The 24,673-nt window shown below is 28.8% G+C and carries 27 protein-coding genes; 22 read left to right on the top strand and 5 right to left on the bottom strand.

The genetic code is table 11. The features are described 5' to 3' along the window. The first annotated feature begins 57 nt into the window (after window positions 1-57). From CSPA_RS16490 to CSPA_RS16465, 6 genes are all read left to right on the top strand, one after another. Window positions 58-831 (top strand): RNA polymerase sigma factor, encoded by a 774-nt coding sequence (locus tag CSPA_RS16490; RefSeq protein WP_015393479.1) that lies wholly within the window; start codon window positions 58-60, stop codon window positions 829-831. Window positions 832-921: 90 nt separating this feature from the next. Beyond that, window positions 922-1,278: a VOC family protein gene (locus CSPA_RS16485; RefSeq protein ID WP_015393478.1), complete on the top strand. Its 357-nt coding sequence runs from the start codon at window positions 922-924 to the stop codon at window positions 1,276-1,278. A gap of 88 nt (window positions 1,279-1,366) precedes the next feature. Beyond that, a complete protein-coding gene (locus tag CSPA_RS16480) occupies window positions 1,367-1,837 on the top strand; it encodes a GNAT family N-acetyltransferase (protein WP_015393477.1) in 471 nt (156 codons plus the stop codon). Between the two features lie 152 nt (window positions 1,838-1,989). Continuing rightward, the gene (locus CSPA_RS16475; protein WP_015393476.1) at window positions 1,990-2,496 is read left to right on the top strand and encodes an NB-ARC domain-containing protein; all 507 of its coding nucleotides are present in this window, start codon (window positions 1,990-1,992) and stop codon (window positions 2,494-2,496) included. A 56-nt stretch (window positions 2,497-2,552) separates the two neighbouring features. Then, window positions 2,553-2,837: a hypothetical protein gene (locus tag CSPA_RS16470; RefSeq protein ID WP_015393475.1), complete on the top strand. Its 285-nt coding sequence runs from the start codon at window positions 2,553-2,555 to the stop codon at window positions 2,835-2,837. A gap of 25 nt (window positions 2,838-2,862) precedes the next feature. After that, window positions 2,863-3,330 (top strand): hypothetical protein, encoded by a 468-nt coding sequence (locus CSPA_RS16465; protein ID WP_015393474.1) that lies wholly within the window; start codon window positions 2,863-2,865, stop codon window positions 3,328-3,330. Window positions 3,331-3,542: 212 nt separating this feature from the next. Here CSPA_RS16465 and CSPA_RS16460 read toward each other — a convergent pair whose 3' ends face one another. The 4 genes from CSPA_RS16460 to CSPA_RS16445 all read right to left on the bottom strand — a co-directional run bounded on the left by CSPA_RS16460 (window position 3,543) and on the right by CSPA_RS16445 (window position 7,327). Continuing rightward, a complete protein-coding gene (locus CSPA_RS16460; RefSeq protein WP_015393473.1) occupies window positions 3,543-4,322 on the bottom strand; it encodes a hypothetical protein in 780 nt (259 codons plus the stop codon). Between the two features lie 340 nt (window positions 4,323-4,662). Beyond that, window positions 4,663-5,418 carry a 4-hydroxy-tetrahydrodipicolinate reductase gene (dapB, locus tag CSPA_RS16455; RefSeq protein WP_015393472.1) on the bottom strand — a complete coding sequence of 252 codons (756 nt, stop codon included), beginning with the start codon at window positions 5,416-5,418 and terminating at the stop codon, window positions 4,663-4,665. Between the two features lie 9 nt (window positions 5,419-5,427). Then, a complete protein-coding gene (gene dapA / locus CSPA_RS16450) occupies window positions 5,428-6,306 on the bottom strand; it encodes a 4-hydroxy-tetrahydrodipicolinate synthase (protein WP_015393471.1) in 879 nt (292 codons plus the stop codon). Window positions 6,307-6,334: 28 nt separating this feature from the next. After that, the gene (locus tag CSPA_RS16445) at window positions 6,335-7,327 is read right to left on the bottom strand and encodes an aspartate-semialdehyde dehydrogenase (RefSeq protein WP_015393470.1); all 993 of its coding nucleotides are present in this window, start codon (window positions 7,325-7,327) and stop codon (window positions 6,335-6,337) included. 269 nt (window positions 7,328-7,596) lie between these two features. On the opposite strand from CSPA_RS16445, the gene CSPA_RS16440 reads away from it, so the two are divergent. From CSPA_RS16440 to CSPA_RS16380, 13 genes are all read left to right on the top strand, one after another. Then, window positions 7,597-7,818, top strand: a complete 222-nt coding sequence (locus CSPA_RS16440) for an alpha/beta-type small acid-soluble spore protein (RefSeq protein WP_015393469.1) — start codon at window positions 7,597-7,599, stop codon at window positions 7,816-7,818. 87 nt (window positions 7,819-7,905) lie between these two features. After that, complete coding sequence (locus tag CSPA_RS16435) at window positions 7,906-8,643, top strand: class I SAM-dependent DNA methyltransferase (protein ID WP_015393468.1); 738 nt, start codon at window positions 7,906-7,908, stop codon at window positions 8,641-8,643. Window positions 8,644-8,789: 146 nt separating this feature from the next. Continuing rightward, window positions 8,790-9,671, top strand: a complete 882-nt coding sequence (gene hslO, locus CSPA_RS16430; RefSeq protein WP_015393467.1) for an Hsp33 family molecular chaperone HslO — start codon at window positions 8,790-8,792, stop codon at window positions 9,669-9,671. Between the two features lie 209 nt (window positions 9,672-9,880). Then, window positions 9,881-10,639 carry a YdcF family protein gene (locus CSPA_RS16425; protein WP_015393466.1) on the top strand — a complete coding sequence of 253 codons (759 nt, stop codon included), beginning with the start codon at window positions 9,881-9,883 and terminating at the stop codon, window positions 10,637-10,639. Between the two features lie 42 nt (window positions 10,640-10,681). Continuing rightward, on the top strand, window positions 10,682-11,530 hold the full coding sequence (locus tag CSPA_RS16420) for a pseudouridine synthase (RefSeq protein WP_015393465.1): 849 nt from the start codon (window positions 10,682-10,684) through the stop codon (window positions 11,528-11,530). Window positions 11,531-11,581: 51 nt separating this feature from the next. After that, a complete protein-coding gene (locus CSPA_RS16415) occupies window positions 11,582-11,917 on the top strand; it encodes a hypothetical protein (protein ID WP_015393464.1) in 336 nt (111 codons plus the stop codon). Next, a complete protein-coding gene (locus CSPA_RS16410; RefSeq protein WP_015393463.1) occupies window positions 11,908-13,368 on the top strand; it encodes a sensor histidine kinase in 1,461 nt (486 codons plus the stop codon). The genes CSPA_RS16415 and CSPA_RS16410 overlap by 10 nt, the downstream gene beginning before the upstream one ends. A gap of 63 nt (window positions 13,369-13,431) precedes the next feature. Next, window positions 13,432-14,130 carry a response regulator transcription factor gene (locus CSPA_RS16405; RefSeq protein WP_015393462.1) on the top strand — a complete coding sequence of 233 codons (699 nt, stop codon included), beginning with the start codon at window positions 13,432-13,434 and terminating at the stop codon, window positions 14,128-14,130. A gap of 273 nt (window positions 14,131-14,403) precedes the next feature. After that, window positions 14,404-15,579 (top strand): TolC family protein, encoded by a 1,176-nt coding sequence (locus CSPA_RS16400; RefSeq protein ID WP_015393461.1) that lies wholly within the window; start codon window positions 14,404-14,406, stop codon window positions 15,577-15,579. Window positions 15,580-15,581: 2 nt separating this feature from the next. Further along, entirely contained in the window at window positions 15,582-17,039 is a 1,458-nt protein-coding gene (locus tag CSPA_RS16395) for an HlyD family secretion protein (RefSeq protein ID WP_015393460.1), read from the top strand. 19 nt (window positions 17,040-17,058) lie between these two features. Further along, on the top strand, window positions 17,059-17,796 hold the full coding sequence (locus tag CSPA_RS16390) for an ABC transporter ATP-binding protein (RefSeq protein WP_015393459.1): 738 nt from the start codon (window positions 17,059-17,061) through the stop codon (window positions 17,794-17,796). Next, a complete protein-coding gene (locus CSPA_RS16385; RefSeq protein WP_015393458.1) occupies window positions 17,787-19,232 on the top strand; it encodes an ABC transporter permease in 1,446 nt (481 codons plus the stop codon). Before CSPA_RS16390 ends, CSPA_RS16385 begins: the two co-directional genes overlap by 10 nt. A gap of 219 nt (window positions 19,233-19,451) precedes the next feature. Continuing rightward, on the top strand, window positions 19,452-20,882 hold the full coding sequence (locus CSPA_RS16380) for an ABC transporter permease (protein ID WP_017810536.1): 1,431 nt from the start codon (window positions 19,452-19,454) through the stop codon (window positions 20,880-20,882). Window positions 20,883-21,024: 142 nt separating this feature from the next. Here CSPA_RS16380 and CSPA_RS16375 read toward each other — a convergent pair whose 3' ends face one another. Next, a complete protein-coding gene (locus tag CSPA_RS16375; RefSeq protein ID WP_015393456.1) occupies window positions 21,025-21,648 on the bottom strand; it encodes an MntP/YtaF family protein in 624 nt (207 codons plus the stop codon). A 328-nt stretch (window positions 21,649-21,976) separates the two neighbouring features. Between CSPA_RS16375 and leuA the strand changes: the two genes are divergently transcribed. The 3 genes from leuA (at window position 21,977) to CSPA_RS16360 (ending at window position 24,667) form a co-directional block, all read left to right on the top strand. Further along, a complete protein-coding gene (gene leuA / locus CSPA_RS16370; RefSeq protein ID WP_015393455.1) occupies window positions 21,977-23,647 on the top strand; it encodes a 2-isopropylmalate synthase in 1,671 nt (556 codons plus the stop codon). A gap of 314 nt (window positions 23,648-23,961) precedes the next feature. Then, window positions 23,962-24,231 carry a CD3324 family protein gene (locus CSPA_RS16365; RefSeq protein ID WP_015393454.1) on the top strand — a complete coding sequence of 90 codons (270 nt, stop codon included), beginning with the start codon at window positions 23,962-23,964 and terminating at the stop codon, window positions 24,229-24,231. Between the two features lie 58 nt (window positions 24,232-24,289). After that, window positions 24,290-24,667, top strand: coding sequence for a DUF1304 domain-containing protein (locus CSPA_RS16360; RefSeq protein WP_015393453.1), 378 nt, complete (start codon window positions 24,290-24,292; stop codon window positions 24,665-24,667). Window positions 24,668-24,673: the final 6 nt, after the last annotated feature.

Here is a 24,673-nt window from a genome sequence, read left to right as displayed (position 1 = left end):
GGATTTCAGTTATAGATTTTGATGAAGTAATTAGTATATAAGAGAAAGGTGAAAATAATGAATGCTGATGAGTTAATATATAACTATGGAACATATATATACAACTATGCTCTTAAATTATCATGCCATCCAAATACGGCAGAGGATTTATGTCAAGAAACTTTTATAAGAGCATGGGAAAAAATTGATACTCTAAAAAATCCTGATGCAATTAAATCTTGGCTACGTAGAATATGTTTAAATAATTTCTTAATGAATGAGAGACAAAAAAATAATCATATGGAACTTCTTTATGATGAAATTGAAATCCTTGAACAGGAAGGTAATCTTTATGTAAATACATATACTAAACCAGAAGATGAAGTTATTGTAAAAGAATCAATAAGTGAATTACAAAATGGGTGTTTTCTTGCTATGGCACGACTTCTTACCCTTAACCAAAGAATAGCTTTTTCCCTTGTTGATATGTTTGGTTTATCATTAGAAGAAGTATCAGAGGTATTAAATATATCAAAAAGTGCTACAAAGGGACTTCTTTATCGTGCTCATATGAATCTTGCTTCTTTTTTTGATAAGCATTGCAATATTTTAGATGTGAAAAATCCATGTAGCTGCGAAGCCTGGATTGAGTTTGCTAGTAAAAAAGAAAATTTACAAGATGAAGTGAAACAAAAGAACAGTAAACTAGTTAAAACCCTAAATTATAAAGAATCAAATTATGCTTTTAATGATAATGTTCGTAATAAAATCATTTATTTATATAAAAATATACCAGATAAGAAACCTTCAGATGAATGGTATGAAAGAGTTATTTGGGTTTTAAATAATTAATTTTAAATTTTTTTAATTAAGTTGCGTGACTTTCATATTTTTAGTGCATCTATATATATGAATAGGAAAAAATTTAAGGAGGAATTTATTATGAAAAACTATGATAATTTTTTTATGGGAGTAAGCAATTTAGAAGAGGCACGAAAGTATTATGAAAATATTTTAGGATTACAGTTGAAATTTGATTTTTCAAAAAAGGGAATGATTGCTTTTAATATTGGTGATGAAGAACCAGCAATTATTTTAAAAGACGAAAATATATTTCCAAATATAAAACCAACAATTTGGTTTGAAGTTGAAAATGTTGAAAATGAGTATAACAAATTAAAAGAAAATGGTGTTGCATTTTTATCTGAACCTTTTCAAATTATGACTGGAATGGCTGTAGAATTTGAAGATCCATTTGGAAATAGATTAGGTATCACAGATTATTCTAAAAGAAAGTAAAATGATACTTTACCAATGGACGTAGGAGATAGATTTTCGTTATAACCATATATAAAAATAACATGATTAATAAAAGGAAGGTACAACAATGAAAATTACAGAAACTCAAGCGAATACACAAGATGCTATAAATTTAATGGAAGAACTATCTAAGAGTTTAGAATTTATAACGGGTGATAGTGGAAAAAATTCTTTTAATTCAAATGATGTTTCTGTTCCTCGTTCATTATTTGTAGTAGCATATAATGAAGAGGGGGAGGCAATAGGTTGCGGAGCAATACGACCTATTAATGAAGAGGTTGCTGAGGTTAAAAGAATGTTTGCAAAGACAAAAGCAATTGGAGTTGGAAGTGAAATCTTGCACTACTTAGAGAATGGAGCAAAAAAGTTGGGTTACTCTGCTCTTTGGCTTGAAACTAGATTGATAAATGAAAGAGCAGTAAGATTTTATGAAAAAAATGGTTATCATCGTATCTCTAATTATGGTAAGTATGTAAATAAACCTGAAGCAGTTTGTTTTGAAAAAAATATAATCATGGATTTGAAAGGGAACTATTAAAGTAATTGTGATTAATAAAGTTTATATGTAAATTAAAAGGTGAAAAAATCAATACAAGTAATTTAAATATCGAACAAGTTGTAGATATTATTATTAAAAGAATTACGTAGCTTTGAAGTGTAAACTGTGTGCTTATTTATGGAGGTGATATTTTGAAGATAGATATTATTGGAGCAGTTGGAAGTGGTAAGACTACATTAGCACACAAGATAGCTAAAGAATTCCATATTCCTTGTTATGAACAAGATAATGTTGTTTGGATTAGAACAAGTAAAGGTGATGTTAGGCGTACGGATGATGAAATAGAAAAAATTTTTTTTGATATATTAGAAAGTGAGAATTGGATAATTGAAGGTTCACCAAGAAAGCTTTTGAAAAAGCGCTACGAATATAGTGAATATATTATTTTTTTAGATACAAATTCTTTATTAAGACTGTATAGAATTTTAAGACGATGGATTCGGCAGAGATTTGGAAGAGAAGCTTATAATACCAAACCAACTTTAAAATTTTTATGGATGAATATAAAATGGCATTATGAATTTAATAATGAAAAGAAGTTGTTAATGACAGAATTACTACAATGTGGTGAAAGGTATAAGAGATTTACAAATGGACGAGAAGTTATGGATTTTTGTTCTAGTGAATACAAAAAGTAAGATGGTATTTAGCAAAATTTATAAATTAGAATATAATTTGAAAAGGAGTTTGTATTATGGAATATGATCAATATGTAGAATTAGGATTAAATGGTGAAGCACCGTTAAAATTAATATTATGCGGGAATGTTGAAAATAAAAATGACTGTAATGTTGGAGTAGTAGCAGTTGTATATGCTACTACCGATAAAAAATTGGCGGAAGAAAAGATGAAGGCATTAATAAATAATAAAGAGAATTCAGATAAGTATTATATGGTGTATAGTGTTCCACTTAACACTGATTTGACAACGCTTGATCATTATCCATCAATAGAAATAACTAAAGAAGATTTATTATAATTAAGAGAAGTAAATGGAGGTAAAAATGGAAAATAAAAATAAATTTGTACCAGATGATTTTATTGTTCCTATTGAGCATATAAGTGAAAATTTCACTATACGTAAACTAACTGCATTAGATTTAAAAGAAGATTATATTGCAGTTATGGAAGCTAAAGAGCATATTCATGAACTTTATACGGAAGAATATACAAATGGATGGCCAGCTGATAATCTAACAATCGAGGAAGATGAGATGGATTTAATAAGGCACGAGAAAGAATTTGATGAAAGAGTAGCGTTTGCTTATACTGTATTTGATTTAGAAAATAAAAACTGTTTGGGATGTCTTTATATTGATCCAAGCAATTATCATGATGCTGAAATTACAATGTGGACAAGAAATAGTATAACAGACGAACTTTTGTATAGAACCATTAAAAATTGGATAAAAAGAGATTGGCCATTTAAAAATGTCAACTACCCAATCTTTGAAGAATTATATTATAAATAGTGTCAATGAAGAATCTATTATTGTAATAGAACATAAGCCCAATTTGAAAATTAAAGAATAACCATTAATTGGTTATCCTTTTTTTTATATTAGTCATGCATAATACTTCACCCTTTGTTTTTCAGATTTTAAAATAAGCATTTGTTTATATTATAGTATTGACAAATATATTGTTACTTATAACAAGAATTTATTTATTTTATATTTGGATTTTACCAATTTAATGAATAAACTAATAACATTTTGGGATCATCAATTGTTACTTCAATTTCACTATTATCAGGAAAATGATACTCTTTCGTTTCTAAAGCTATGCGGCTATCTGTAGAAGGAAATTTCTCATAAATTGCAGAATCAGTTCTATATTTTTTATTAATTTTAATTGTTAATGTTAGTTTTTTTGTGGGTTCAACAATTGTTGTAGAAAAAGATGTTGACGCTTTCATTTCTTTATCAGTTAATTTAAAAATTAGAGTTAAATCGATGATTTCTCCTTTTTTAAACTTTTTACCAAAATAGACTTCAAATTGTTGGTAAGAATCTCTTCTTGTTGTAGAAAAAATTTTATTATGAGAATCTGAACTTGTAATAATAGGATTATTGTCACCGGTCCAATTATATTTATCATGAAATCTATCAGTGCTCTTACGCAATAGAATTTTATATTTTTTTGTATATGTTATGTCCTCTGGACTATTATATTCATATGTCAGCTTTTTTTCGAGAAATATATAATCAAAATCTGTATCTAAATAGAAATTATGAAGAGGACTAACCTTTTTATAGATCACTAATGCTAATAAAGCAACTAAAATAACAGAAGTAATAGTGATTATAGGTGCATAATCCATCAAATATTTGTTATTAATAGAAATAGAGTGAGTTATAAGGCCAGAGATTCCACCAAGTGCGAAAAAAAGCAAATAATTAATTAAATCATATATACCTTTGCCAAGTGCACTTTCTAATGCTTTTTTGATACATTCTAGCATTCGATAACCTCCATAAATATATAACTTTTATAAATTTTATTATTAGAAGTTATAAAATATACCCATACATTGTATCAATTAAAAAATAATTTTTTTATTAATGGAGATTTGCGAGAATTTAATAAATATGCCCAATAAAATAACAGAAATATATTATAGTATCAATAATCTGAATGGATTATATTTACAAGGTATGTATAGATATAAGTAAACGGAAGTACAATTTTATGGAAGAAGAACTTCAGTTATATTTAAGGTGGGATTTGATAATTGATAAGTGTTATATATAAAAACAGAAGTGATATAAGTATCACTTCTGTTTTTCATAAGTTCAAATTTATTATTCAAGCCCTATAACATCATTCATGTCATAAAGACCTGGGATAGTTACAGTAGCCATGTATTCGCAGGCTTTTAAAGCACCAACTGCAAATACTTCTCTTGAAATTGCTTTATGAGTTAGTTCAATTACTTCACCAGTTCCAGCAAAGATAACTTCGTGATCGCCTATAATACCACCACCTCTAACAGCATGGATACCAATTTCATTTTCTTCTCTTTTAGCATTGCCTTCTCTTCCATAAACATACGTTGTTGTATCTTTTATAGATTCCTTAGCAGCGTCTGCAAGCATTAATGCAGTACCGCTAGGTGCATCAACTTTTTGGTTATGATGTTTTTCGATTATTTCTATATCATAATTTCCATAAAGCATTGGAGTGATTTTCTTTAAAAGAGAACTTATTAAATTTATCCCAAAAGACATATTGCCAGATCTAAATAATTTTAAAGTTTTACTTTTTTCATCTATTAGTGCTATATCTTCTGGTGTAAAGCCAGTAGAACATATTACTAATGGCTTTTGAGTTTTTTCAGTTAAGTTTAATAAATCATTAAGAGCTTCGGCTCTTGAGAAATCTAATAAAACATCATATTCAAGATTTAAAGCTTGTGCATTTTCAAATATAGGGTAGGGTGCATTACTTTGGAACTTATCAATTCCAGCAACTATTTCTAAATTTTTGAATTTAGTAGAGCAGTCAGTAATCATTTTTCCCATTTTACCTGAACAGCCGTTTAATACTATTTTAATCATCTTATCACCTTACATTAATTTATTCTCTTTTAAAACAGCTTTTAAAAGTTCTTCATTTTTAACTTCCATTTCGCAAAGAGGAAGTCTAAGCTCTCCAACTTTAAAGCCTATAAGATTCATTGCTGTTTTAATAGGGATTGGATTTATTTCTACAAATAGAGTATTTGTTAAAGCTAAAGTATCAAGTTGAATATCTAAAGCTTCTTTGAAATTATTATTTAAACAATTTTTAGCCATTTCATGGACTTTGTTAGGAATTATGTTGGCTAATACAGAAATAACTCCTTTACCACCAAGTGCCATGATAGCTACTATTTGATCATCATTACCAGAGTATATATCAATAGAATCTTTGCATAAGGCCTTCATTTGTACAACCTGACTGATATTTCCACTAGCTTCTTTTATTCCAACAATATTATTTAATTTAGAAAGTTCGTGTAAAGTGCCTGGAGTTACATTAACTCCTGTTCTACTTGGAACATTGTAAATTATTATTGGTGTCTTTACTTCAGCATTGATAGCTGAAAAATGTTTTATCAAGCCCTTTTGAGTGGTTTTATTATAATAGGGTGTAATAACAAGAAGTCCATCAGCTCCAGCTGCTTCTGCATATTTACTCATAGAAATGGCAGAAGCTGTATTATTAGAGCCTGTTCCAGCTATAACAGGAATTCTTTTGTTTATTACATCAACAGTAAATTTAATCGTAGCTTGTATCTCTTTTTCTGTCATTGTAGTAGCTTCACCTGTAGTGCCGCAAATAACAATTGCATCTGTACCTTCCTTTACATGCCATTCTAAGAGTTCTTCAAGTTTCTTGAAATCAACTCCGGTTTCATTAAAAGGGGTAACTATGGCTACAGCTGAGCCTTGAAAGATTGACATTTAGATTCCTCCAACGTAATTACTTAAATTATTTGTTGTCCTTTATCATTATTTCTGCAATTTGGATAGCATTAAGAGCTGCTCCTTTTCTTATGTTATCACCAACAACCCATAGATTTAATCCATTGTCAATACTAAAATCTCTTCTGATTCTTCCAACATATACATCATCTTTACCTGAAACTTCAAGAGCTGTTGGATATTTTAATTCCTTAACATTATCATATACAGTTACACCTTGAGTGTTTCCTAATAATTCAAAAATATCTTTTATATCGAATTCAGAATTTAGTTCAACATTAATACTTTCACTATGTCCGTTAAGAACTGGAACTCTAGCAGTAGTAGCTGTAATTCTTAAGTCTGGTTCATGAAGAATTTTTCTTGTTTCTTTAATCATTTTTTCTTCTTCTTTAGTATAACCATCTTCTAAAAATACATCTATATGAGGTAAAACATTACCAGCTATAGGATATGGGAATTTCTTAGGTGCTACACCTTTAACTCCATCTTCTAAATCTCTTATACCTTGGATGCCGGCTCCAGATACTGCTTGGTAAGTAGAATATACTATTCTCTTAATTCCATATTTGTTATGTAAAGCTTTCATGATTGGCATTGCTTGAATTGTAGAACAGTTTGGATTAGCTATAATTCCTTTGTGAAGTTTGATATCTTCAGGATTAACTTCAGGTACTACTAGTGGTACCTCAGGATCCATTCTCCAAGCACTACTATTGTCAATTACTACAGCTCCATATTGAGCAAAAACAGGTGCAAATTCTTTACTTGCATCCCCACCAGCTGAAAATAGTGCATAATCTATTTTTTTATCTTTTATATTCTTTTCACAAGTTTCTTCAACCACATATTCTTTTCCTTTAAAAGGTAAAGTACTTCCTTCTGATCTTTTTGATGCGAAAAGATATAAATCTTTTACTGGAAAGTTTCTTTCTTCTAAGATTTCTAAAAACTTTCTGCCTACGTTTCCAGTAGCCCCAACTATTGCAACATTATACACAATAATCCCTCCTAAATTTATTTATAATAATTTTATTTATACAAATACTATAGTTAAATATTGAATAAATATCAAGTCAATGAGAAAAATAATTTGAAAAAAACTATTCATTAATCAATAATTCTTTTCATTACCAAAGAAAAATCAAGTATTATGTGAATAATTATACATAATTATTTATAAAATTATGAAAAGTAATTTATAAGAATATATATAAATAATAAGGATAAAATAGCAATAGTAGATTTTGAAATTTGGAGGAATAAGTTATGGCAGATAGAACTATGAAAAAAGTAATAAAGGCAAAATTAAAAGCAAATAAGGAACTTACAGAAGAAGAAAAATTGCGAGAAAAAATTAAATATGAAATAGCGGAGGAGCTAGGTTTAATGGATAAAGTTAATAGAGAAGGCTGGGGAGGCTTATCAGCAGGAGAAACTGGTAGAATAGGTGGAATTATGGCTAAGAGAAAAAAGGAAAATAACCCTTAACTTACTACTAATTTGACTAAGTAAAGAATTACGATATAATATATTAGAAGAATTAGTATTTTAAAATTAAGGACGTGATTAAAGTATATGGCATATAAAGAATTTGCAACTATTTATGATGAATTAATATATGAAGATATTAATTATGATAAGATTGCAGAGAAAGTAGTGAATTTATGCAAAGAAAACAATGTGAATTTTGACAATTATCTAGATTTAGCCTGTGGAACAGGTAATGTAGCAATAAAGGTAGCAAAATACTTTAATAGCCTATATGCTGTAGATTTATCTGATGAAATGTTAAATATGGCTTTTGAAAAATTCAAGAAGAATAAGATCAAAGCAAAAGTAATATGCCAGGATATGAGTGAGTTAAGCTTGAATAAAAAATTCGATCTAATAACATCAGTTCTTGATTCAACAAATTACATAACAGAAACTGAAGCTTTAGAAAATTATTTTTTAAAAGTAAATGAACATTTATCTGAAAATGGACTTTTTATTTTTGATATTAATTCATATTATAAACTTTCAACAGTACTTGGGAATAATATTTATACATATAGTTCTGATGATGTTTTCTACACATGGGAAAATTCCTTTGAAGATGATATAGTAAATATGTTTTTAACCTTTTTCGTAAAACAAGAAAATAATTTATATGAAAAGTTTGAAGAAGAGCATTTTGAAAGAGCTTATAGTGAAGAATATATTGAAGATATTTTAAAAAAATGTCAATTTAAAATACTAAATAAATTTGAAGGATATTCAAATGAAAAAGTAAAAGAGAATTCTGAAAGAATTCTTTATGTTGTGGGAAAATAGTGCTATTAGATGACAATTATCAATAGTAAACTATAAATGTTTAATTAATGAGGAAATTTAGGATTTCTTAAACTTAAACTTAAATTTATAATATTAATTAGAACCTATAAATAAATAATTAACTTAATAAAGTAGGAGATAAAGCGATGGGAAAAGATAAAATAATAAGAGCAACTGCAAAAGATGGAATGGTAAGAATTATTGCAGGAATTACAACTGAATTAGTAGATGAAGGTGCAAAATTACACGATTGTACTCCAGTAGCATCAGCAGCTTTGGGAAGAATGCTTACTGCAGGAGCTATAATGGGAGCTACATTAAAGAATAAGAAGGAAGTTATAACCTTAAAGATAAATGGTGGTGGTGAAATTAATGGAATTACTGTTACAGCTCATAGTGATGGAACTGTAAAGGGAGTTATAGGTAATCCATATATTGAAAGACCATTAAATAATGTAGGAAAACTTGATGTTGGTGGAGCTATAGGAACAAATGGAATTCTTTATGTAATAAAAGATTTAGGATTAAAAGATCCATATATAGGACAAGTGCCAATACAAACTGGTGAAATTGGTGATGATTTAGCTTTTTACTATACAGTATCTGAGCAAACACCTTCAGCTGTTTCACTAGGTGTATTAGTTGATACAGATTTATCAATAAAAGCAGCTGGGGGATTTATTGTACAAATGATGCCAGGTGCAGATGAATTTCTTGCTGATGTAATAACTTATAGACTTCAAGAAATTCCTCCAATTTCAACCTTAATAAGTGAAGGCAAAAGTATAGAAGAAATTTTAGAATTTATATTTGATGGAATGGATTTAAAAATATTAGATTCAATGAATCCAGAATATAAATGTGATTGTTCTAGAGGAAGAATAGAAAAAGCTCTGATATCTATTGGTAAAGAAACACTTCAAGAAATATATGATGATAATAAAACAGAAGAAGTTGTATGTCATTTTTGTAATAAAAAATATGAATTTACGCATGAAGAAATTGGTAAATTGTTAAATAATAAATAATTTATATATCCAATTAAATGCACTTTTGTTGAAAGTTAGTTTAGCAAGAGTGTATTTATTTGTGAAAAATTAAGTATAACAATATTATTACAAACTATTAAGAATCTATTACATATCCTATAAATTTCTCTAAATATAAGCATAAAGCTACAAAAATTAGTTATAATGAGCTTAATAAAGACATGACTAATTTGAAGGAGATGAGATTTATGAGAAAAAATTGGAGCATTATATTAGGTATATTTTTACTTATTTATGTAATCTACATTAATTTTATTAGCGGAACTAAAATTGCCTTTAGTGTTCCAATAGTATTTTTAGGAATTATATTAATATTCTTTAATTTCATTAAGGAAAAAATTATGAGAAATAAAGCTATAATAAAAGGCTTAAGTATTATAAAAAAGCTTTTAGTCGTATTAATTATTTGCTTTATTAGTATTGAAATAGTTATTGTTGCTTTTCCTAAACATAATGATAAAAAGGATGATTATGCTATTGTTTTAGGTGCTGGATTAGCCAATGGAGAAACTCCTAGTTTAATACTTGAAGACAGGCTTGATGTAGCAATAAAATATTCCAAGGAAAATCCTGATTCATATTTGGTTTTATCTGGAGGGCAAGGTGCGGATGAAAAGCTGCCTGAATCTCTTGCAATGAAAAAATATTTAATTGACAATGGAATAAATGAAAACAAAATATTAATTGAAGATAAATCAAGAGATACAAATGAGAATTTTAAATATTCAAAAAAAGTAATAGAGAATAATAGTCATAAAGATATAAAAGATGTGAGCGTAAAAATAATTACAACAGACTTTCATGCATTAAGAAGTAGTATTTTAGCAAAGAAAAATGGTTATGGATATTTTGATAATTATTCAAGTGATACTGTGTGGTATTTAATTCCTATTACATATACTAGAGAGGCTTTTGCACTCATAAAAAGCATATTATTTGATAAATAGTAGAATGATTGATTTATATTGAGGAAGGAATAAAGATATTTAATGAGAATAAATAAACTTTTTAGCAATTATGGAATTTGTTCACGAAAAGAAACTAATAAATTAATTGAAAAAAAGCGAATTAAAGTAAATGGTAAACTATGTGTATTAGGACAATGGATTGAGGAGGATGTAGATAAAATACTTCTTGATGATAAACCTATTTACAAAAAGGATAAAATTTATATTGCTATGAATAAACCAGTTGGAATTATCTGCACAGCACAAAATGATGTCAAAGGTAATATAATCGATTTTTTAGGATATTCTGAATATGTTTTTCCTGTAGGAAGACTAGATAAAGACTCTCAGGGACTTATAATAATGACTAATGATGGTGAATTAGCTAATGCAATTTTAGAATGTGAAAATTTACATGAAAAAGAGTATATTGTAACTGTTGATAGAAAATTTGAAGATGAATTTATTGCTAAAATGTCTGAAGGAGTTGAAATTTCAGCAGATGAAAGTTCTGGAATAAAAAGAATATCAGATACCTTAGGTGTATATAAAAATATAAATGAATATAATTCAGAAAAATTCACTGATTTTATAAGTTTAAAGGAATTAGCGGAGAAGAATCTTATTAAGAAAAATAAAATAAAAACCAGACCCTGTAAGCTTGTAAAAGTTGATGATATATCCTTTAGAATTATTTTAACACAAGGACTTAATAGGCAAATACGAAAAATGTGTGGAGCATTAGGTTACAAAGTGATCAGGCTTGAAAGGGTCAGAATTATGAATATTACCATAGATAATTTAGAAGATGGAAAATGGAGATATCTAAGGAAAGAAGAAATAGCGGAACTTAAAAGTAAAGCTTTTAATAGTGAATATTGTAATAAGTAAAGCCTTATGAGATAATAGCTTGAATACAAATATGTGTGGAGCGTGTAGAAAATGAACAAAGAATATATAAATGCAATAGAAGCAGCAAAAAAGTATAATTTGTTTTTAAAGGTAGTTGTGTCAGTGAAAAGTTTTGATTCATATAATAGTTTTTTTAATATCTATAGTGAACAGGAGCAACCCTGTAGAAGAATTGCGGTTCTTACTAAAACTCAAGAGTTAGAGGAAGTCTATGAAAAAAATGATACTGAAAAAATAAATGAATGCAAAATTATTGATGGGAATATATGGATTAAGGATTACTCTTTGCTAACTAATCCAGAAAAGATTGATTTAGAAAATTTTAATGTTGATAAAAAATTAGTTGAGGAATTAGTATGCAAATAAAAAAGCGATTAACAATATCAAACATTCTTATGTTAATAATACCTGTAGTTGTTATTTTCGTAATTGCAATGATAATGAGTATTCCGTTTTCAAAAGCTATTGAAAGTAGATTTTCAATTGAAAGAGAGCGTGATCCAAACGCTTATATTCTTCAGCAAAACATTAGGCCAGATATTAATAAGTTTGTGGATAAAGAAGATTTTGAAAATCTAACAAAAGAGCTACAAAAACTTTTAGAACCTAAAGGCTATCATTTAATAATCACAAATGATGGGGAGATAATATCATCTAATGTTACAGAAGAAGATAAAAAAGCAATTTCTATTATTGGAGATGATATTCTTTTTAAATCAAATTCAATAGTTTTAGAAATGAATTCAGCTTCTTTAGTAAAGAATAGTTTTATGAGAGATGGTAAAATAATAAATATTATAGCAATTAATTCAGATTATAAGCCAATTATATTTGATTTTAAAAGTGAAATGTCAAAATTTATAATAAGCTATATTGTTTTAGTTATTATTATTTCATTGATTGTTGTTACTATAACTAATGCTATATTATCTAGTAAAATATACAAGAAGTTAATAGTACCCCTTGAACTATTGAGTTATGGATCTGAACAAATTAAAAATGGAAATTTAGATTTTGAGATGAATTATGATAGTGATGATGAATTTAATCAAGTTTGTGGGGATTTTAATGAGATGAGGATGCGACTAAAGGATTCTGTTGAAATGCAGTTAAAGTATGAGGAAAACAGGAAACAGCTAGTAGTTGGAATATCTCATGATTTGCGAACTCCATTAACTGCTATTAAAGGATATGTGGAAGGGTTGCGAGATGGAGTAGCTAGTACGCCTGAAAAACAAAAAAAATATTTAGATACAATTTATACAAAGGCATGTGATATGGATGCACTTGTAGATAGCTTATTTTTATTCTCAAAGTTAGATACTGGGCAGTTTCCTTTTAAGTTTAATATAGTTAATGTTAATGAATATTTAAGAGATTTCTTTAAATGTGCTAAAAAAGAGTTTTATGGAAAAGAGGTTGAGATTTCTTTCTTAAGTGAGTGTGATACTTCAACAGAAGTAAAGCTTGATTCACAGGAAATGTATAGAGTTCTTTTAAATATATTAGATAATAGTGTTAAATATAATAAAAATAGAAAGTTGAAAATAGAAATAAGTTTGTACGATAAAGGAGATTTAATAGAATTAATCTTAAGTGATAATGGAAGTGGTGTACAAGAGGAAGATATTCCTAAGTTGTTTTTGAGTTTCTATAGGGGAGATGCTTCACGTACAAAACCTAATGAAGGGAGTGGACTTGGTCTAGCTATAGCTAAACATATCATTGAGGCCCATGATGGACAAATCATAGCTTATAATAAGGAAGGTTTATCAATTAAAATAATACTTCCTAAGAATTATAAAAAAAATATTTGAAATATTAACAATTTAAATTGTGAAGTTTAAAAAAGGACGATTTATTGATTTGGGGGAAGTTTGGTGAAAAAAATATTAATTATTGAAGATGATGAGAGTATTGCAGAGTTAGAAAAAGATTATCTTGAGATAACTGGATTTGCAACAAAAATTGCATTAGATGGAATTCAAGGGGGGGAATTAGCTTTAAACGAAGATTTTGATTTAATATTGTTAGATGTTATGTTGCCTGGAAAAGATGGATTTAAAGTTTGCCAAGAAATCAGAGAAGTTAAAGAAATTCCAATTTTAATGGTTACTGCTAAAAAAGAAGACATTTACAAAATTCAAGGGCTTGGCATAGGCGCAGATGATTACATTGTAAAACCTTTTAGTCCGAGTGAACTTGTAGCGCGAGTAAATGCTCATATTTCAAGATACGAGCGGTTGACTTCTGTAGAAAAGAATAATTCAAAGGAAAAAAGTTCGATAGCTATTGGGAGAATTAAAATTTTACTTAAAGCAAGAAGAGTTTATATAGAGGAAGAGGAAGTAAAGTTTGCCAATAAGGAATTTGAATTATTATTATTTTTGGCTTCAAATCCTAATATAGTATTTTCAAAGGATGCATTGTTAGATAGAATTTGGGGAGAAGAATCTTTAGGGGATAATTCAACTGTAACAGTACATATCAACAGAATAAGGGAAAAAATTGAATTAGATAGTAGCAACCCACAATATATTGAAACTGTTTGGGGGGCAGGATATAGATTTAATATTTAAAGTCAGTGATAAAATTTAACTAATATAATATTGCAATATAATGTGTAAATATTTAGTGAAAGTACAAGTGTCAAAAGATAGAAATTTGATATTTGTACTTTTTTTATCATAAAAAATAAATTTAACATAAATTTAACATTGGTTTATGGTTTGTTTATATTTGCGTAATAGGGCTGTTACATAACTCAATTATAATTAAAAAAAGATTTTACAATAAATACTACTATTAACAGAATTATATTTGGAAGTTGACAAATTAAGGAGGAGAAAATATTGAAAAAGAAAATAATTAGCGTATTAATAATGACTTTGATTGTATCATCAAATGTGGCTTTACTAAATGCACATTTAGTACAAGCTGCTACAACAGACAGTTCAACTAATTCGAATGATAAAATTAAAGTATCATTAGAAAATATAAGAGATATTATGACAGAAAACAATTTAGATATTAAAATGAAAAGCAATGAATCAAAAATAGCTAATGATACTTATCATGATGCAAGAGATGCGTTTGAAACTAAAAGTTCTGCAAGAGATAGTGCAAAAACTGCACTTGATACAGCAAAAGCATCTGGTGATACAACGGCTATTAGTATAGCACAAAGTGCCTATGATACAGCACAAAGCAACTATGAATCAGCAGAAAAGGCTTTAGATAGTGCTAGAGATGCTTTGAAAACTGCTAGGGATAACTATAATTCAAATGTTGAAACACAGATATACAATGCTCAAACTGCGTATATTACTTATTTAAATGATTTGGCTACCCAAAATATAAAAGAAGATACTGTAACACAAAACAAAAGAAATGAAGAAATATATAAACTACAATATGAAAATGGATTTATTTCTAAAAATAAATATACAGAATTAGTTCAAGCCAATACTTCTGTTAATGATCTTAATTCAGGCAATGACACATTAGAATTGGATAAAGTTAAATTATGTAATCTTCTTGGGATAAGTTCTGAAGATGATTTGACCTTCGAAACAGATATTACAAAAGATTTTGAGGTAATATCAAAAATAAAATATGAAGATGATTTAAATACAATGTTAGGAAATAATGTTGATATACAAAATCAAAATGACACGATTAATGATTTAGAAGATGAAGATAATGATTCTGATTCACATGATTATGAAGTTGAAAATGCAAAAATGAAACTAACCAAACTTACTAATGATGCTGAAACAGATTTTAAAGGTCAATATGATCAATTAATGAGTTCTTATAACTCATTAAAAAATACTTATGACGTTATAAATCAAAAACAAAATGAATATGAAATTACCAAAACAAAATATGATTATGGATTTGTTTCAAAAAATGATGTTGATGCTGCCAAACTATCTTTAGATAATGATACAGCTACATTTGTTAATAATAGAAATAAATGTTATCTAAATTATTTAAAGTACATTGAGATGAAAGAGGGTTACTAAAATTGAAGTTGTTATTTAAGAAAAGTAGTATAGAAAATAATGGTATTGTAGGCTCGGGATTAGCAAAAAAGAAGTTTTTAACAAAGAAAAAAATTATAAGTATAGTAAGTTTAGTACTTGTTGTAATTTTAGGAGTTACAGTTTATAAAGTTAAATTTTCAAAGCCTAAAACAGCACAAGTTAGTGCTAAATATACAACCTTAAAGAAAGGAAATATCCAAACAACAATTAATTCATCTGGTGCTATTAAAAGTGGAGATTCAACAAATATATATTCAAACTTAGAGTATAATGTTGCATCAATAAATGTATCAGTTGGAGATGTGGTGAAGAAGGGAGATGTTCTTGCAACAATTGATACTACGACGTTACAAGAACAAATTTCTGAAGCTCAGCAAACTTATACTGCTAATCAACAAAAGAACCAATTAACATTAGCTAGTGCAAAACAAAAATATGAAAATTTAAAATATTTACAAGATAATAATTTACAAACTGATATTATTAATGCAGAAAAAGCACTTGATAGTGCAAAAATGGATATGGAAGATAAGCAAAGAACTTACGATTATGACAAAGTAATGCTTTCAAAAGGTGAAATTTCACAACAAGATTTAAACACTGCACAAAATAATTATCAAAATGCGAAAAATACTTATGATAAGGCAACAGTTGCCTTAGAAGCTGCTAAAGTTAACGTTAGTCAAAATTTAGCTGAAGCAAAAAGCAATTATGACAGTGCTCAGGCAACAGTTAATAATCAAAGTGATAAACTTGCTTTAGAAGATAAGCAAAAAAAGCTTCAAGATGCACAAGTAGTAGCTACTGTTGATGGTACTGTAACTAATGTTAATGCAGTGGTAGGTATACAAGCTAGTGGAGCGTTATTTGTAATTCAAGATTTAAGTAATTTAATTGTAAATGCTAGTGTTGATGAAACAGATGTTGCAAATATTAAAGTTGGACAAAAGGCAGAAATAACAACGGATGCTTCAGGTTCAGCTGTTATTGAAGCTGAAGTGGTAAGTGTAGAACCAGTTTCTAGCACTGCTAGTGCAAGTACAAGCAGTACGAGTACAAGTAGTGGTAAAACTAGCACTTCTACAAGTACAACAAGCAATTCAACAAGCAGCGATGTTACATTTACAGTTAAAGTACACCTAACTGGTCAAAATGACAAAGTTAAAGTTGGAATGAATTCAGTGGTTAAAATCATCACTAATGAAAAAAACGATGTTTATTCAGTACCATATGGAGCGGTTATCACAAAAGATGGACAAAGTCATGTTTATGCCGCTGTTAAACAAGGGACTCAATATACTGTTAAAGAAATTTCTGTAACCAAAGGTTTAGAGTCGGATACTAATGTTGTAATTGATGGTGCTGATCTTACAGATGGTATGCTTATATTAAACGAACCATCAAATTATAAAGATGGAAGTACAGTAGCAATAAAATAAATTTAGGAGGTGAGTTTTTTTGAGTAAAAATGTAATAGATATGAAAAATATTACAAAAAGCTTTTATATAGGAACTCCAAATCAATTGAATATTTTAAAGGGCATTGATATTACAGTGAAGGAAGGCGAATTTGTATCGATAATTGGTTCTTCTGGATCAGGAAAAAGTACTTTAATGAATATTATTGGTGCTCTTGATAGAGCCACTTCTGGTGAATATGTTTTAGACGGAACAAATATCAATGAAATATCAGATGATGGTTTGTCAGAAGTAAGAAATAAGCAAATAGGTTTTGTATTTCAAACTTATAATCTTATGCCAAGAAGTACAGCTTTGAGTAATGTTGAATTACCTCTTCTTTATTATGGCATGAATAGAAAACAGAGACGAGAGCGAGCAGAAGAACTTTTAGATTTAGTTGGAATGAAAGATAGAATGGCTCACAGACCTAATGAATTATCAGGAGGACAAAAACAAAGAGTTGCAATTGCTAGGGCTCTTGCAACGAATCCTAGCATAATTCTTGCTGATGAACCAACAGGAGCACTTGATTCGGCAACAGGAAGAATGGTCATGGATTTATTTCATAAAGTTCATGAACAAGAAGGTAAAACCATTGTATTTATAACCCATAATAACGAACTTGCAGATGAAACACAGCGAATTATAACATTAAAAGATGGTAATATAATTTCCACTATGGAAAATAGTAATTACTATAGAAGATATCAAGAAGAGGAAAAGATATGTTTATAAAAGAAAATATGTTGCTTGCAATAGCAGGCCTTAAAGCTAATAAAATGCGTTCGTTACTTACTATGCTTGGAATAATTATTGGTATAGCATCAGTAATAGGCGTGGTTTCTGTGGGAAATACAATGACATCTTCTGTAACAAGCTCTATGGCATCAATGGGCGCAACAAATATTACTGTTAATGTTCAAGAAAAAAGTACATCAGAAAAAGCAAAAGCTTTAGCACAAAAAACTGCAACTGATGAGTCAAATGCTAATGTAAATACTGAAAAAAGTGATGACAAAAAAAGCGATAAGTCAGGAATGCAAGGTGGACCTCCAGGTGGAGGTGCTATGTCAGCTGGTGGACAAGGTGGCCCTCCAGGTGGAGGTGGAATGCCAGGAGGTGGTCAAGGTGGAAGAATGGGTAGTTCAAGCAGTTCTACATCTGATACTGATCTTATGACAATGGAGCAAATTAATGCACTTGAAGAAAATTTTAGTGATAAAATTAGCTCGATAAGTATATCAGAAAGTGGGAGCTCTGGTAAGGTTAAAAGTGATTCATCCTATGCAAATGTAAGTGTAACTGGTACAAACATTGGATACCAAGACATAAAAAGTCTTACAATTACGGATGGAAGATACCTTACTCAAAATGATATTGATGGAGCTAAAGATGTTGCTGTAGTTTCAGATAAATTAGTGTCAAAGATATTTGGAGATAATGTTGATCCAATTGGACAAAAAATTAAGTTTTATACTTCAGATGCTATTTTTACCTATACAATAGTTGGAGTATATAAGTATCAATCAGGCGGAGGAAATAGAACTACCTCTGATGAAAATTTATCTACTAGCTTATATATTCCTATATCGGTTGAAAAGAAAACAGCAACAAATAAAAATTATCAAACGTTCACCATAAAAGCTAAGGATAATGTTGATGTTTCAACATTTACTACTGAATTATCAACTTATTTATCTAATATTTATGCTAAAAATATTAAGTTTGTAGCACAAGCAAGTAATATGGAAAGTATGCTTGAATCAATGACTTCAATGTTAACTACAGTGTCTCTAGCTATTTCTGGAATAGCAGCTATATCTCTTTTAGTTGGCGGAATTGGAGTTATGAATATAATGCTTGTATCTGTAACTGAAAGAACAAGGGAAATAGGAACGCGAAAAGCTCTTGGAGCTAAAGCCGGACATATTAAAATGCAATTTATTGTTGAATCAATAATAATTTGCTCAATAGGTGGAATTTTGGGAATTGCTCTAGGTTTAGGAGCTGGTACTATTGGGTCAAGTATAATAGGAAAAACTTTAACTGTATCACCAATAGTTGTGTTAATCAGTTTCTCATTTTCAATGTTTATTGGGGTATTCTTTGGATATTATCCAGCCAAGAAAGCTGCAGAACTTGATCCGATTGAAGCGCTTAGATATGAATAAACTAACTATTTATAGCAATATTATATAGTAAAACAAGAGTAAGGATTTATTGAAAAACTTACTCTTGTTTTATTTTTTATATTATAAAATTGAAGTGATTTAATTTAAAGTAAAAATAATATAAAATAAACCAGCAAGTTTACATATTGTTTATATTTAATTTATAAAATTAAGTTAAAATATAAATTAAAAAATATAAAATTAAAGATGGTGAAAGATATGTTTATTAAAGAAAATATAATGCTTGCGTTGGCAGGGCTTAAGTCAAATAAAATGAGAGCATTGCTTACTATGCTTGGAATAATAATAGGTATCGCATCTGTAATTGGAGTTGTTTCAGTAGGTAGTGCAATGACGGCATCTGTGGAAAGTTCAATGTCTTCAATGGGAGCAACTAATATCACTGTTAACATTCAAGAAAAAAGTACGACTAGCACGGAAAATGTTAATTCACAAAATAATGCAAATGGAAAAAATTCAACAAACAGTCAACAAAATAATAGTAAAACATCTAATAATGCTTCACAAAATGCAGGAAATAAAGGTAATGCAAGTGCTAATGTAGGGAGCATCTTAGGTGGTGGAAGACCAGGAGGTAATATTCCTTCAGGTGGAAGAATAGGTAAATCAAGTAGCACAGCAAAAGATTTTGATCTTATGACAATGGAACAAATAAATACACTGCAAGAGGAGTATAAAGATAAGATAAGTTCTATAAGTGTAAGTGAGAGTGGTTCTTCTGGTAAAGTAAAAAGTGAAACTTCATATGCTAACATAAGTACTGTTGGCACAAATGTAGGATATCAAGATGTTAAAAATATTGCAATGAAGGAAGGCAGATATCTAGCACAAAATGATATTGATGGGGCTAAAAGTGTCGCAGTAGTTTCGGATAAATTAGTAGCAAAAATATTTGGTGATAGTAATCCTATTGATCAACAAATAAAAGTTTATACATCAAATGCTATTCACATATATACTGTAGTTGGAGTATATACTTATAAAGCATCTGGAGGAAGTAGAACATCTTCAGATGAAAATCTAACAACAGATATATATATACCTATATCAGTTGAAAAGAAAACAGCAACAAATAAAAATTATCAAACGTTCCAAATAAAGGCTAAAGATGGAGTTGATGTTCAAACATTTACAACAGAATTAAATAGTTATTTATCTGGCCTTTATATAAAAAATACTAAATTTGAAGCAGTTGCAAGTAATATGGAGAGTATGCTTGAATCAAGAACAACAATGATGAATACCGTTGAAGTGGCCATATCTGGAATAGCAGCTATATCCCTCTTAGTTGGTGGAATTGGGGTAATGAACATAATGCTTGTATCTGTAACTGAAAGAACAAGGGAAATAGGAACAAGAAAAGCCCTTGGAGCAAAAAGTAGGCATATAAAAATGCAATTTATAGTTGAATCTATGATTATATGCGCAATAGGAGGCATTTTAGGGATTTTCCTAGGTTTAGGAGTTGGTTCGTTTGGTTCAAAAGCAATGGGGTATGTTACAACAGTATCGCCAGTTGTAGTAATTATAAGTTTCTCATTTTCAATGGTAATTGGAGTGTTCTTTGGATATTATCCAGCGAAGAAAGCCGCAGAGCTTGACCCAATAGAGGCTCTAAGATATGAATAATTTTAAATGATAAATTTACGGTTGATTTCCTTTGAAAATCTTTAAAATCTGAATAAATTCGTTGTACAATATATGTATCAATTGAATAATAAGAAAGAAAACAATACATTTTTCGTGTAATGTTTTCTTTTTTATAAGGAAACTAAATAAAAGCTTCATATATACCTAAGATGATTATAATAAGCCCAGAAATTATACTTCCATTTTTCTTTAACCAATTATAAACATCAGTATTGAAATATAAAGAACCTAAGTAAAGAAAAAGAACAGAAAAGATAAAATAAAAGAAGATACTTATGCTAATATTAATACCAGTAAGCCCAGCGCCAAAGGTAGTATAAAGTGTATTTAAAATTAGTGCAGTTGAAAGTGTTAAACCTTCCTTTAATTCAATAGAATTAGATTTATCTAAGTCAACTATACTTGGATTTTCGAGAATACTTTTATATTGTAATCCATTTTCAAAATAGAAGGAAGTATCATAACCAGCATGCTTTTTTTGAAGTCTAAAATTATCAGAAATGAAGTATACTCCACTGAGACTTAAAACTACTGCGCCAAATATATTACCTAGAGAAGGATCAAAAAATGTTAAAATAAATTTACCTAATAGCATAGAAATAAAAGTACCAATAGTTACTATAATAGCTATTAATAATATGATAAATTTAGGAAGTTGAATCTTTTTGTTCTTAAAATTAGATGATACTTGTAAGGTAAAAATAGTAGAAGTGATAGCAAGTAAAAGTGGTGATAAAAATATCATATTAAGCTCCCTAAAAATTACTATAATATAGTATATTCATGTTCCTTGTAAATGGTTATAATTTGATAAATTTATATAATATATGTATAAATATTAATATTTTCGTTGAAAAAAAGTTAATTTATTTACATATAATAAGTGGTATGGTAAAATACATATAATATTCAAAATTCTAAAGAGGTGATATAAGTGGGGTTAATAAGAAAGTAGATAAAACAATAATATTTATTATGAAAATTCGAGGCGTAGTTGAGGGACTATATCTGGGAGTCAAAATGGCATGTGGAAATGAATTTTATAATAAATATATATTTGGGGGGCTAATTAGATGTTAAATTATAAGAAATATAAGAGATTTGAAACCATTAAATTCAAGGAAAGAACTTGGCCAGATAATGAAATAACAAAAGCACCAACTTGGTGTAGCGTTGATTTAAGAGATGGTAACCAAGCTCTTATAAATCCAATGACAGTAGATGAAAAAATAGAATTTTTTAAATTGCTTGTGAAACTTGGCTTTAAAGAAATTGAAGTCGGATTTCCTTCAGCATCACAAATTGAATATGATTTTTTAAGAAGACTAGTTGAGGAAAAGCATATTCCAGATGATGTTATAGTACAGGTTTTAACACAGGCAAGACCACACTTAATTGAAAGAACTTTTGAAGCATTAAAAGATGTTAAAAAAGCAATTGTTCATATTTATAATTCAACTTCTGTTCTTCAAAGAGATGTTGTATTTAATATGGGTAAAGATAAAATTAAAGAAATTGCAATTGAAGGAACTAAATTAGTAAAAGAGTATGCTAAAGAGTTTGATGGAGAAATTTTGCTTGAATATTCTCCAGAAAGTTTTACAGGAACTGAAGTAGAGTATGCTGTTGAAATTTGTGATGCAGTTTTAGATACATGGGGAGCAACTAGTGAAAATAAGGTTATAATTAATCTTCCTTCTACAGTTCAAATGGATACTCCTAATGTTTATGCTGATCAAATTGAATGGATGTGTAAAAATTTTAAAGATAGAGATAGAGTAATAGTAAGTGTTCATCCTCATAATGATAGAGGTACCGGTGTAGCTGATGCAGAACTTGCACTTCTTGCAGGTGCTGATAGAGTTGAAGGAACTTTATTTGGAAATGGTGAGAGAACAGGAAATGTAGATATTCTTACTATAGCTTATAATATGTTTTCTCATGGAGTAAATCCTGAATTAAACCTAGAAAATGTAGATGAAATAATAGAAGTATATGAAAGATGTGTTAAGATTCCAGTTCATGTAAGACATCCATATGCTGGAAATCTTGTATTTACTGCATTCTCTGGATCACATCAAGATGCAATAAATAAAGGAATGAAGAAGTATCAGGAAAGACATGATAACATATGGCAGGTACCATATTTACCAATAGATCCAAGTGATTTAGGAAGAGAGTATGAAGCATTAGTAAGAATTAATAGCCAGTCAGGTAAAGGCGGAATAGCTTTTGTTATGGATCATTGTTATGGCTTTAAGATTCCAAAAACTATGCAAAAAGAATTTGCGGACGTTATTCAAAATATTTCTGAAGGAAAAGGTGAAGTTTCTCCAGCAGAAGTAATGAACGCATTTGAAAAGGAATATTTAAATTTAGAGGAACCATTCAAGTTAGTAAAATGTGCAATATCAGATATATCTGATTACGCTGGAGATGAAGATACCAAAGTTAATGTATCCATAGTTCATAATGGAAATGAAAAAGAACTTGAAGGTATTGGAAATGGTCCTATTGATGCATTTAAAGCAGCCTTGGCAGGAAGTAGTTTGATTAATATTAAGATTATAGATTACACTGAGCATGCTTTAAGTACAGGTTCTGAAGCAAAAGCAGCTGCATATGTATATATGGAAAGAAACGATATTGGTAGTAAAACTTTCGGTGTAGGTGTTGATAGTAATATTACAAGAGCATCGATAAAATCAATGATAAGTGCAATTAACCGCCTATATAAAAATTAAATATGTTGGAATGGATATTTGACTAATAATAAAACCTATATTATGATATAAATGGTAAGTATAGGTATAAAATAACTATCTAGTATTAATACTTTATACTAGATAGTTATTTTTTTGGAAATGGCTAATTAATAAATGCAGATTAGGGGGAATCGTTTTGCAAAAAGACACACCTTTTACACTTTGTGCAGAGTTTATTTAAGGCTTAGGCATTTGACTTAGCATGAAGTTAAAACAATAAGAATAATAGCCTAATATATTTTAAATAAATTCTGCACCCTTAGAGTAAATAATTTCTAAGGAGTGGAATAAAAGTGAAATATATAAGCGCAGAAAATATATTACCAAAAGAATTAATTGAAACAATCCAGAAGTATTGTCAGGGGCAATACGTCTATATCCCAAAGGAAGATGGAATTCGTAGTAAATGGGGAACAAAATCGGGTGCAAGAAAAGAACTTGAGATAAGAAATAAAGAGATTAAATTCAAATTTCAATGTGGACAGAGCAAAGAATCTTTAGCAGAAGATTATTGTTTATCAGTTTCAAGTATAAAGAAGATTGTATATGAAACTAGCACTTAATTTGATAAAAAGTGATAAGCTCATTTGCTCATATTGACGCCTTAGAAGGGAGTGTGAAATGATGAAGATAATTTTAGATGCTTTAATTTTGGCAGTTTCAATGGAACATTTTTTTATTATGATACTTGAGATGTTTTTTATAAAATCTCCAGTGGCTAAAAAAGCTTTTGATTTGGATAGTGAGTTTCTTGAACAAAAGAAAGTTAATGTAATGTTTGCTAATCAGGGATTATATAATGGATTTTTGGCAGCTGGACTTTTATGGAGTTTACTAGCCTCTGAAACAATAAGCTTGTACTTAAAAATTTTCTTTTTAAGTTGCGTTATAGTAGCTGCAGTATTTGGATCTATTACTGCTAACAAGAAAATAATATTTACTCAAGGTGGCTTGCCTATTGTTGCAATGGCTGTATTGATTGTTAGTATTTTTGCCTAATGAGTT

Source organism: Clostridium saccharoperbutylacetonicum N1-4(HMT), from assembly GCF_000340885.1.
Classification (GTDB): domain Bacteria; phylum Bacillota; class Clostridia; order Clostridiales; family Clostridiaceae; genus Clostridium; species Clostridium saccharoperbutylacetonicum.
Note: the sequence above shows the minus strand (reverse complement) of the source record. Positions and strands in the feature narration are given on the sequence as shown.

What these genes read in the sequence shown, in the direction of transcription:
- CSPA_RS16490 (WP_015393479.1), top strand. Translation starts at nt 58, where the DNA reads ATGAATGCTGATGAGTTAATATATAACTATGGAACATATATATACAAC.
- CSPA_RS16485 (WP_015393478.1), top strand. Translation starts at nt 922, where the DNA reads ATGAAAAACTATGATAATTTTTTTATGGGAGTAAGCAATTTAGAAGAG.
- CSPA_RS16480 (WP_015393477.1), top strand. Translation starts at nt 1,367, where the DNA reads ATGAAAATTACAGAAACTCAAGCGAATACACAAGATGCTATAAATTTA.
- CSPA_RS16470 (WP_015393475.1), top strand. Translation starts at nt 2,553, where the DNA reads ATGGAATATGATCAATATGTAGAATTAGGATTAAATGGTGAAGCACCG.
- CSPA_RS16465 (WP_015393474.1), top strand. Translation starts at nt 2,863, where the DNA reads ATGGAAAATAAAAATAAATTTGTACCAGATGATTTTATTGTTCCTATT.
- CSPA_RS16460 (WP_015393473.1), bottom strand. Translation starts at nt 4,322, where the DNA reads ATGCTAGAATGTATCAAAAAAGCATTAGAAAGTGCACTTGGCAAAGGT.
- dapB (WP_015393472.1), bottom strand. Translation starts at nt 5,418, where the DNA reads ATGATTAAAATAGTATTAAACGGCTGTTCAGGTAAAATGGGAAAAATG.
- dapA (WP_015393471.1), bottom strand. Translation starts at nt 6,306, where the DNA reads ATGTCAATCTTTCAAGGCTCAGCTGTAGCCATAGTTACCCCTTTTAAT.
- CSPA_RS16440 (WP_015393469.1), top strand. Translation starts at nt 7,597, where the DNA reads ATGGCAGATAGAACTATGAAAAAAGTAATAAAGGCAAAATTAAAAGCA.
- CSPA_RS16435 (WP_015393468.1), top strand. Translation starts at nt 7,906, where the DNA reads ATGGCATATAAAGAATTTGCAACTATTTATGATGAATTAATATATGAA.
- hslO (WP_015393467.1), top strand. Translation starts at nt 8,790, where the DNA reads ATGGGAAAAGATAAAATAATAAGAGCAACTGCAAAAGATGGAATGGTA.
- CSPA_RS16425 (WP_015393466.1), top strand. Translation starts at nt 9,881, where the DNA reads ATGAGAAAAAATTGGAGCATTATATTAGGTATATTTTTACTTATTTAT.
- CSPA_RS16420 (WP_015393465.1), top strand. Translation starts at nt 10,682, where the DNA reads ATGAGAATAAATAAACTTTTTAGCAATTATGGAATTTGTTCACGAAAA.
- CSPA_RS16415 (WP_015393464.1), top strand. Translation starts at nt 11,582, where the DNA reads ATGAACAAAGAATATATAAATGCAATAGAAGCAGCAAAAAAGTATAAT.
- CSPA_RS16410 (WP_015393463.1), top strand. Translation starts at nt 11,908, where the DNA reads ATGCAAATAAAAAAGCGATTAACAATATCAAACATTCTTATGTTAATA.
- CSPA_RS16385 (WP_015393458.1), top strand. Translation starts at nt 17,787, where the DNA reads ATGTTTATAAAAGAAAATATGTTGCTTGCAATAGCAGGCCTTAAAGCT.
- CSPA_RS16380 (WP_017810536.1), top strand. Translation starts at nt 19,452, where the DNA reads ATGTTTATTAAAGAAAATATAATGCTTGCGTTGGCAGGGCTTAAGTCA.
- CSPA_RS16375 (WP_015393456.1), bottom strand. Translation starts at nt 21,648, where the DNA reads ATGATATTTTTATCACCACTTTTACTTGCTATCACTTCTACTATTTTT.
- leuA (WP_015393455.1), top strand. Translation starts at nt 21,977, where the DNA reads ATGTTAAATTATAAGAAATATAAGAGATTTGAAACCATTAAATTCAAG.
- CSPA_RS16360 (WP_015393453.1), top strand. Translation starts at nt 24,290, where the DNA reads ATGATGAAGATAATTTTAGATGCTTTAATTTTGGCAGTTTCAATGGAA.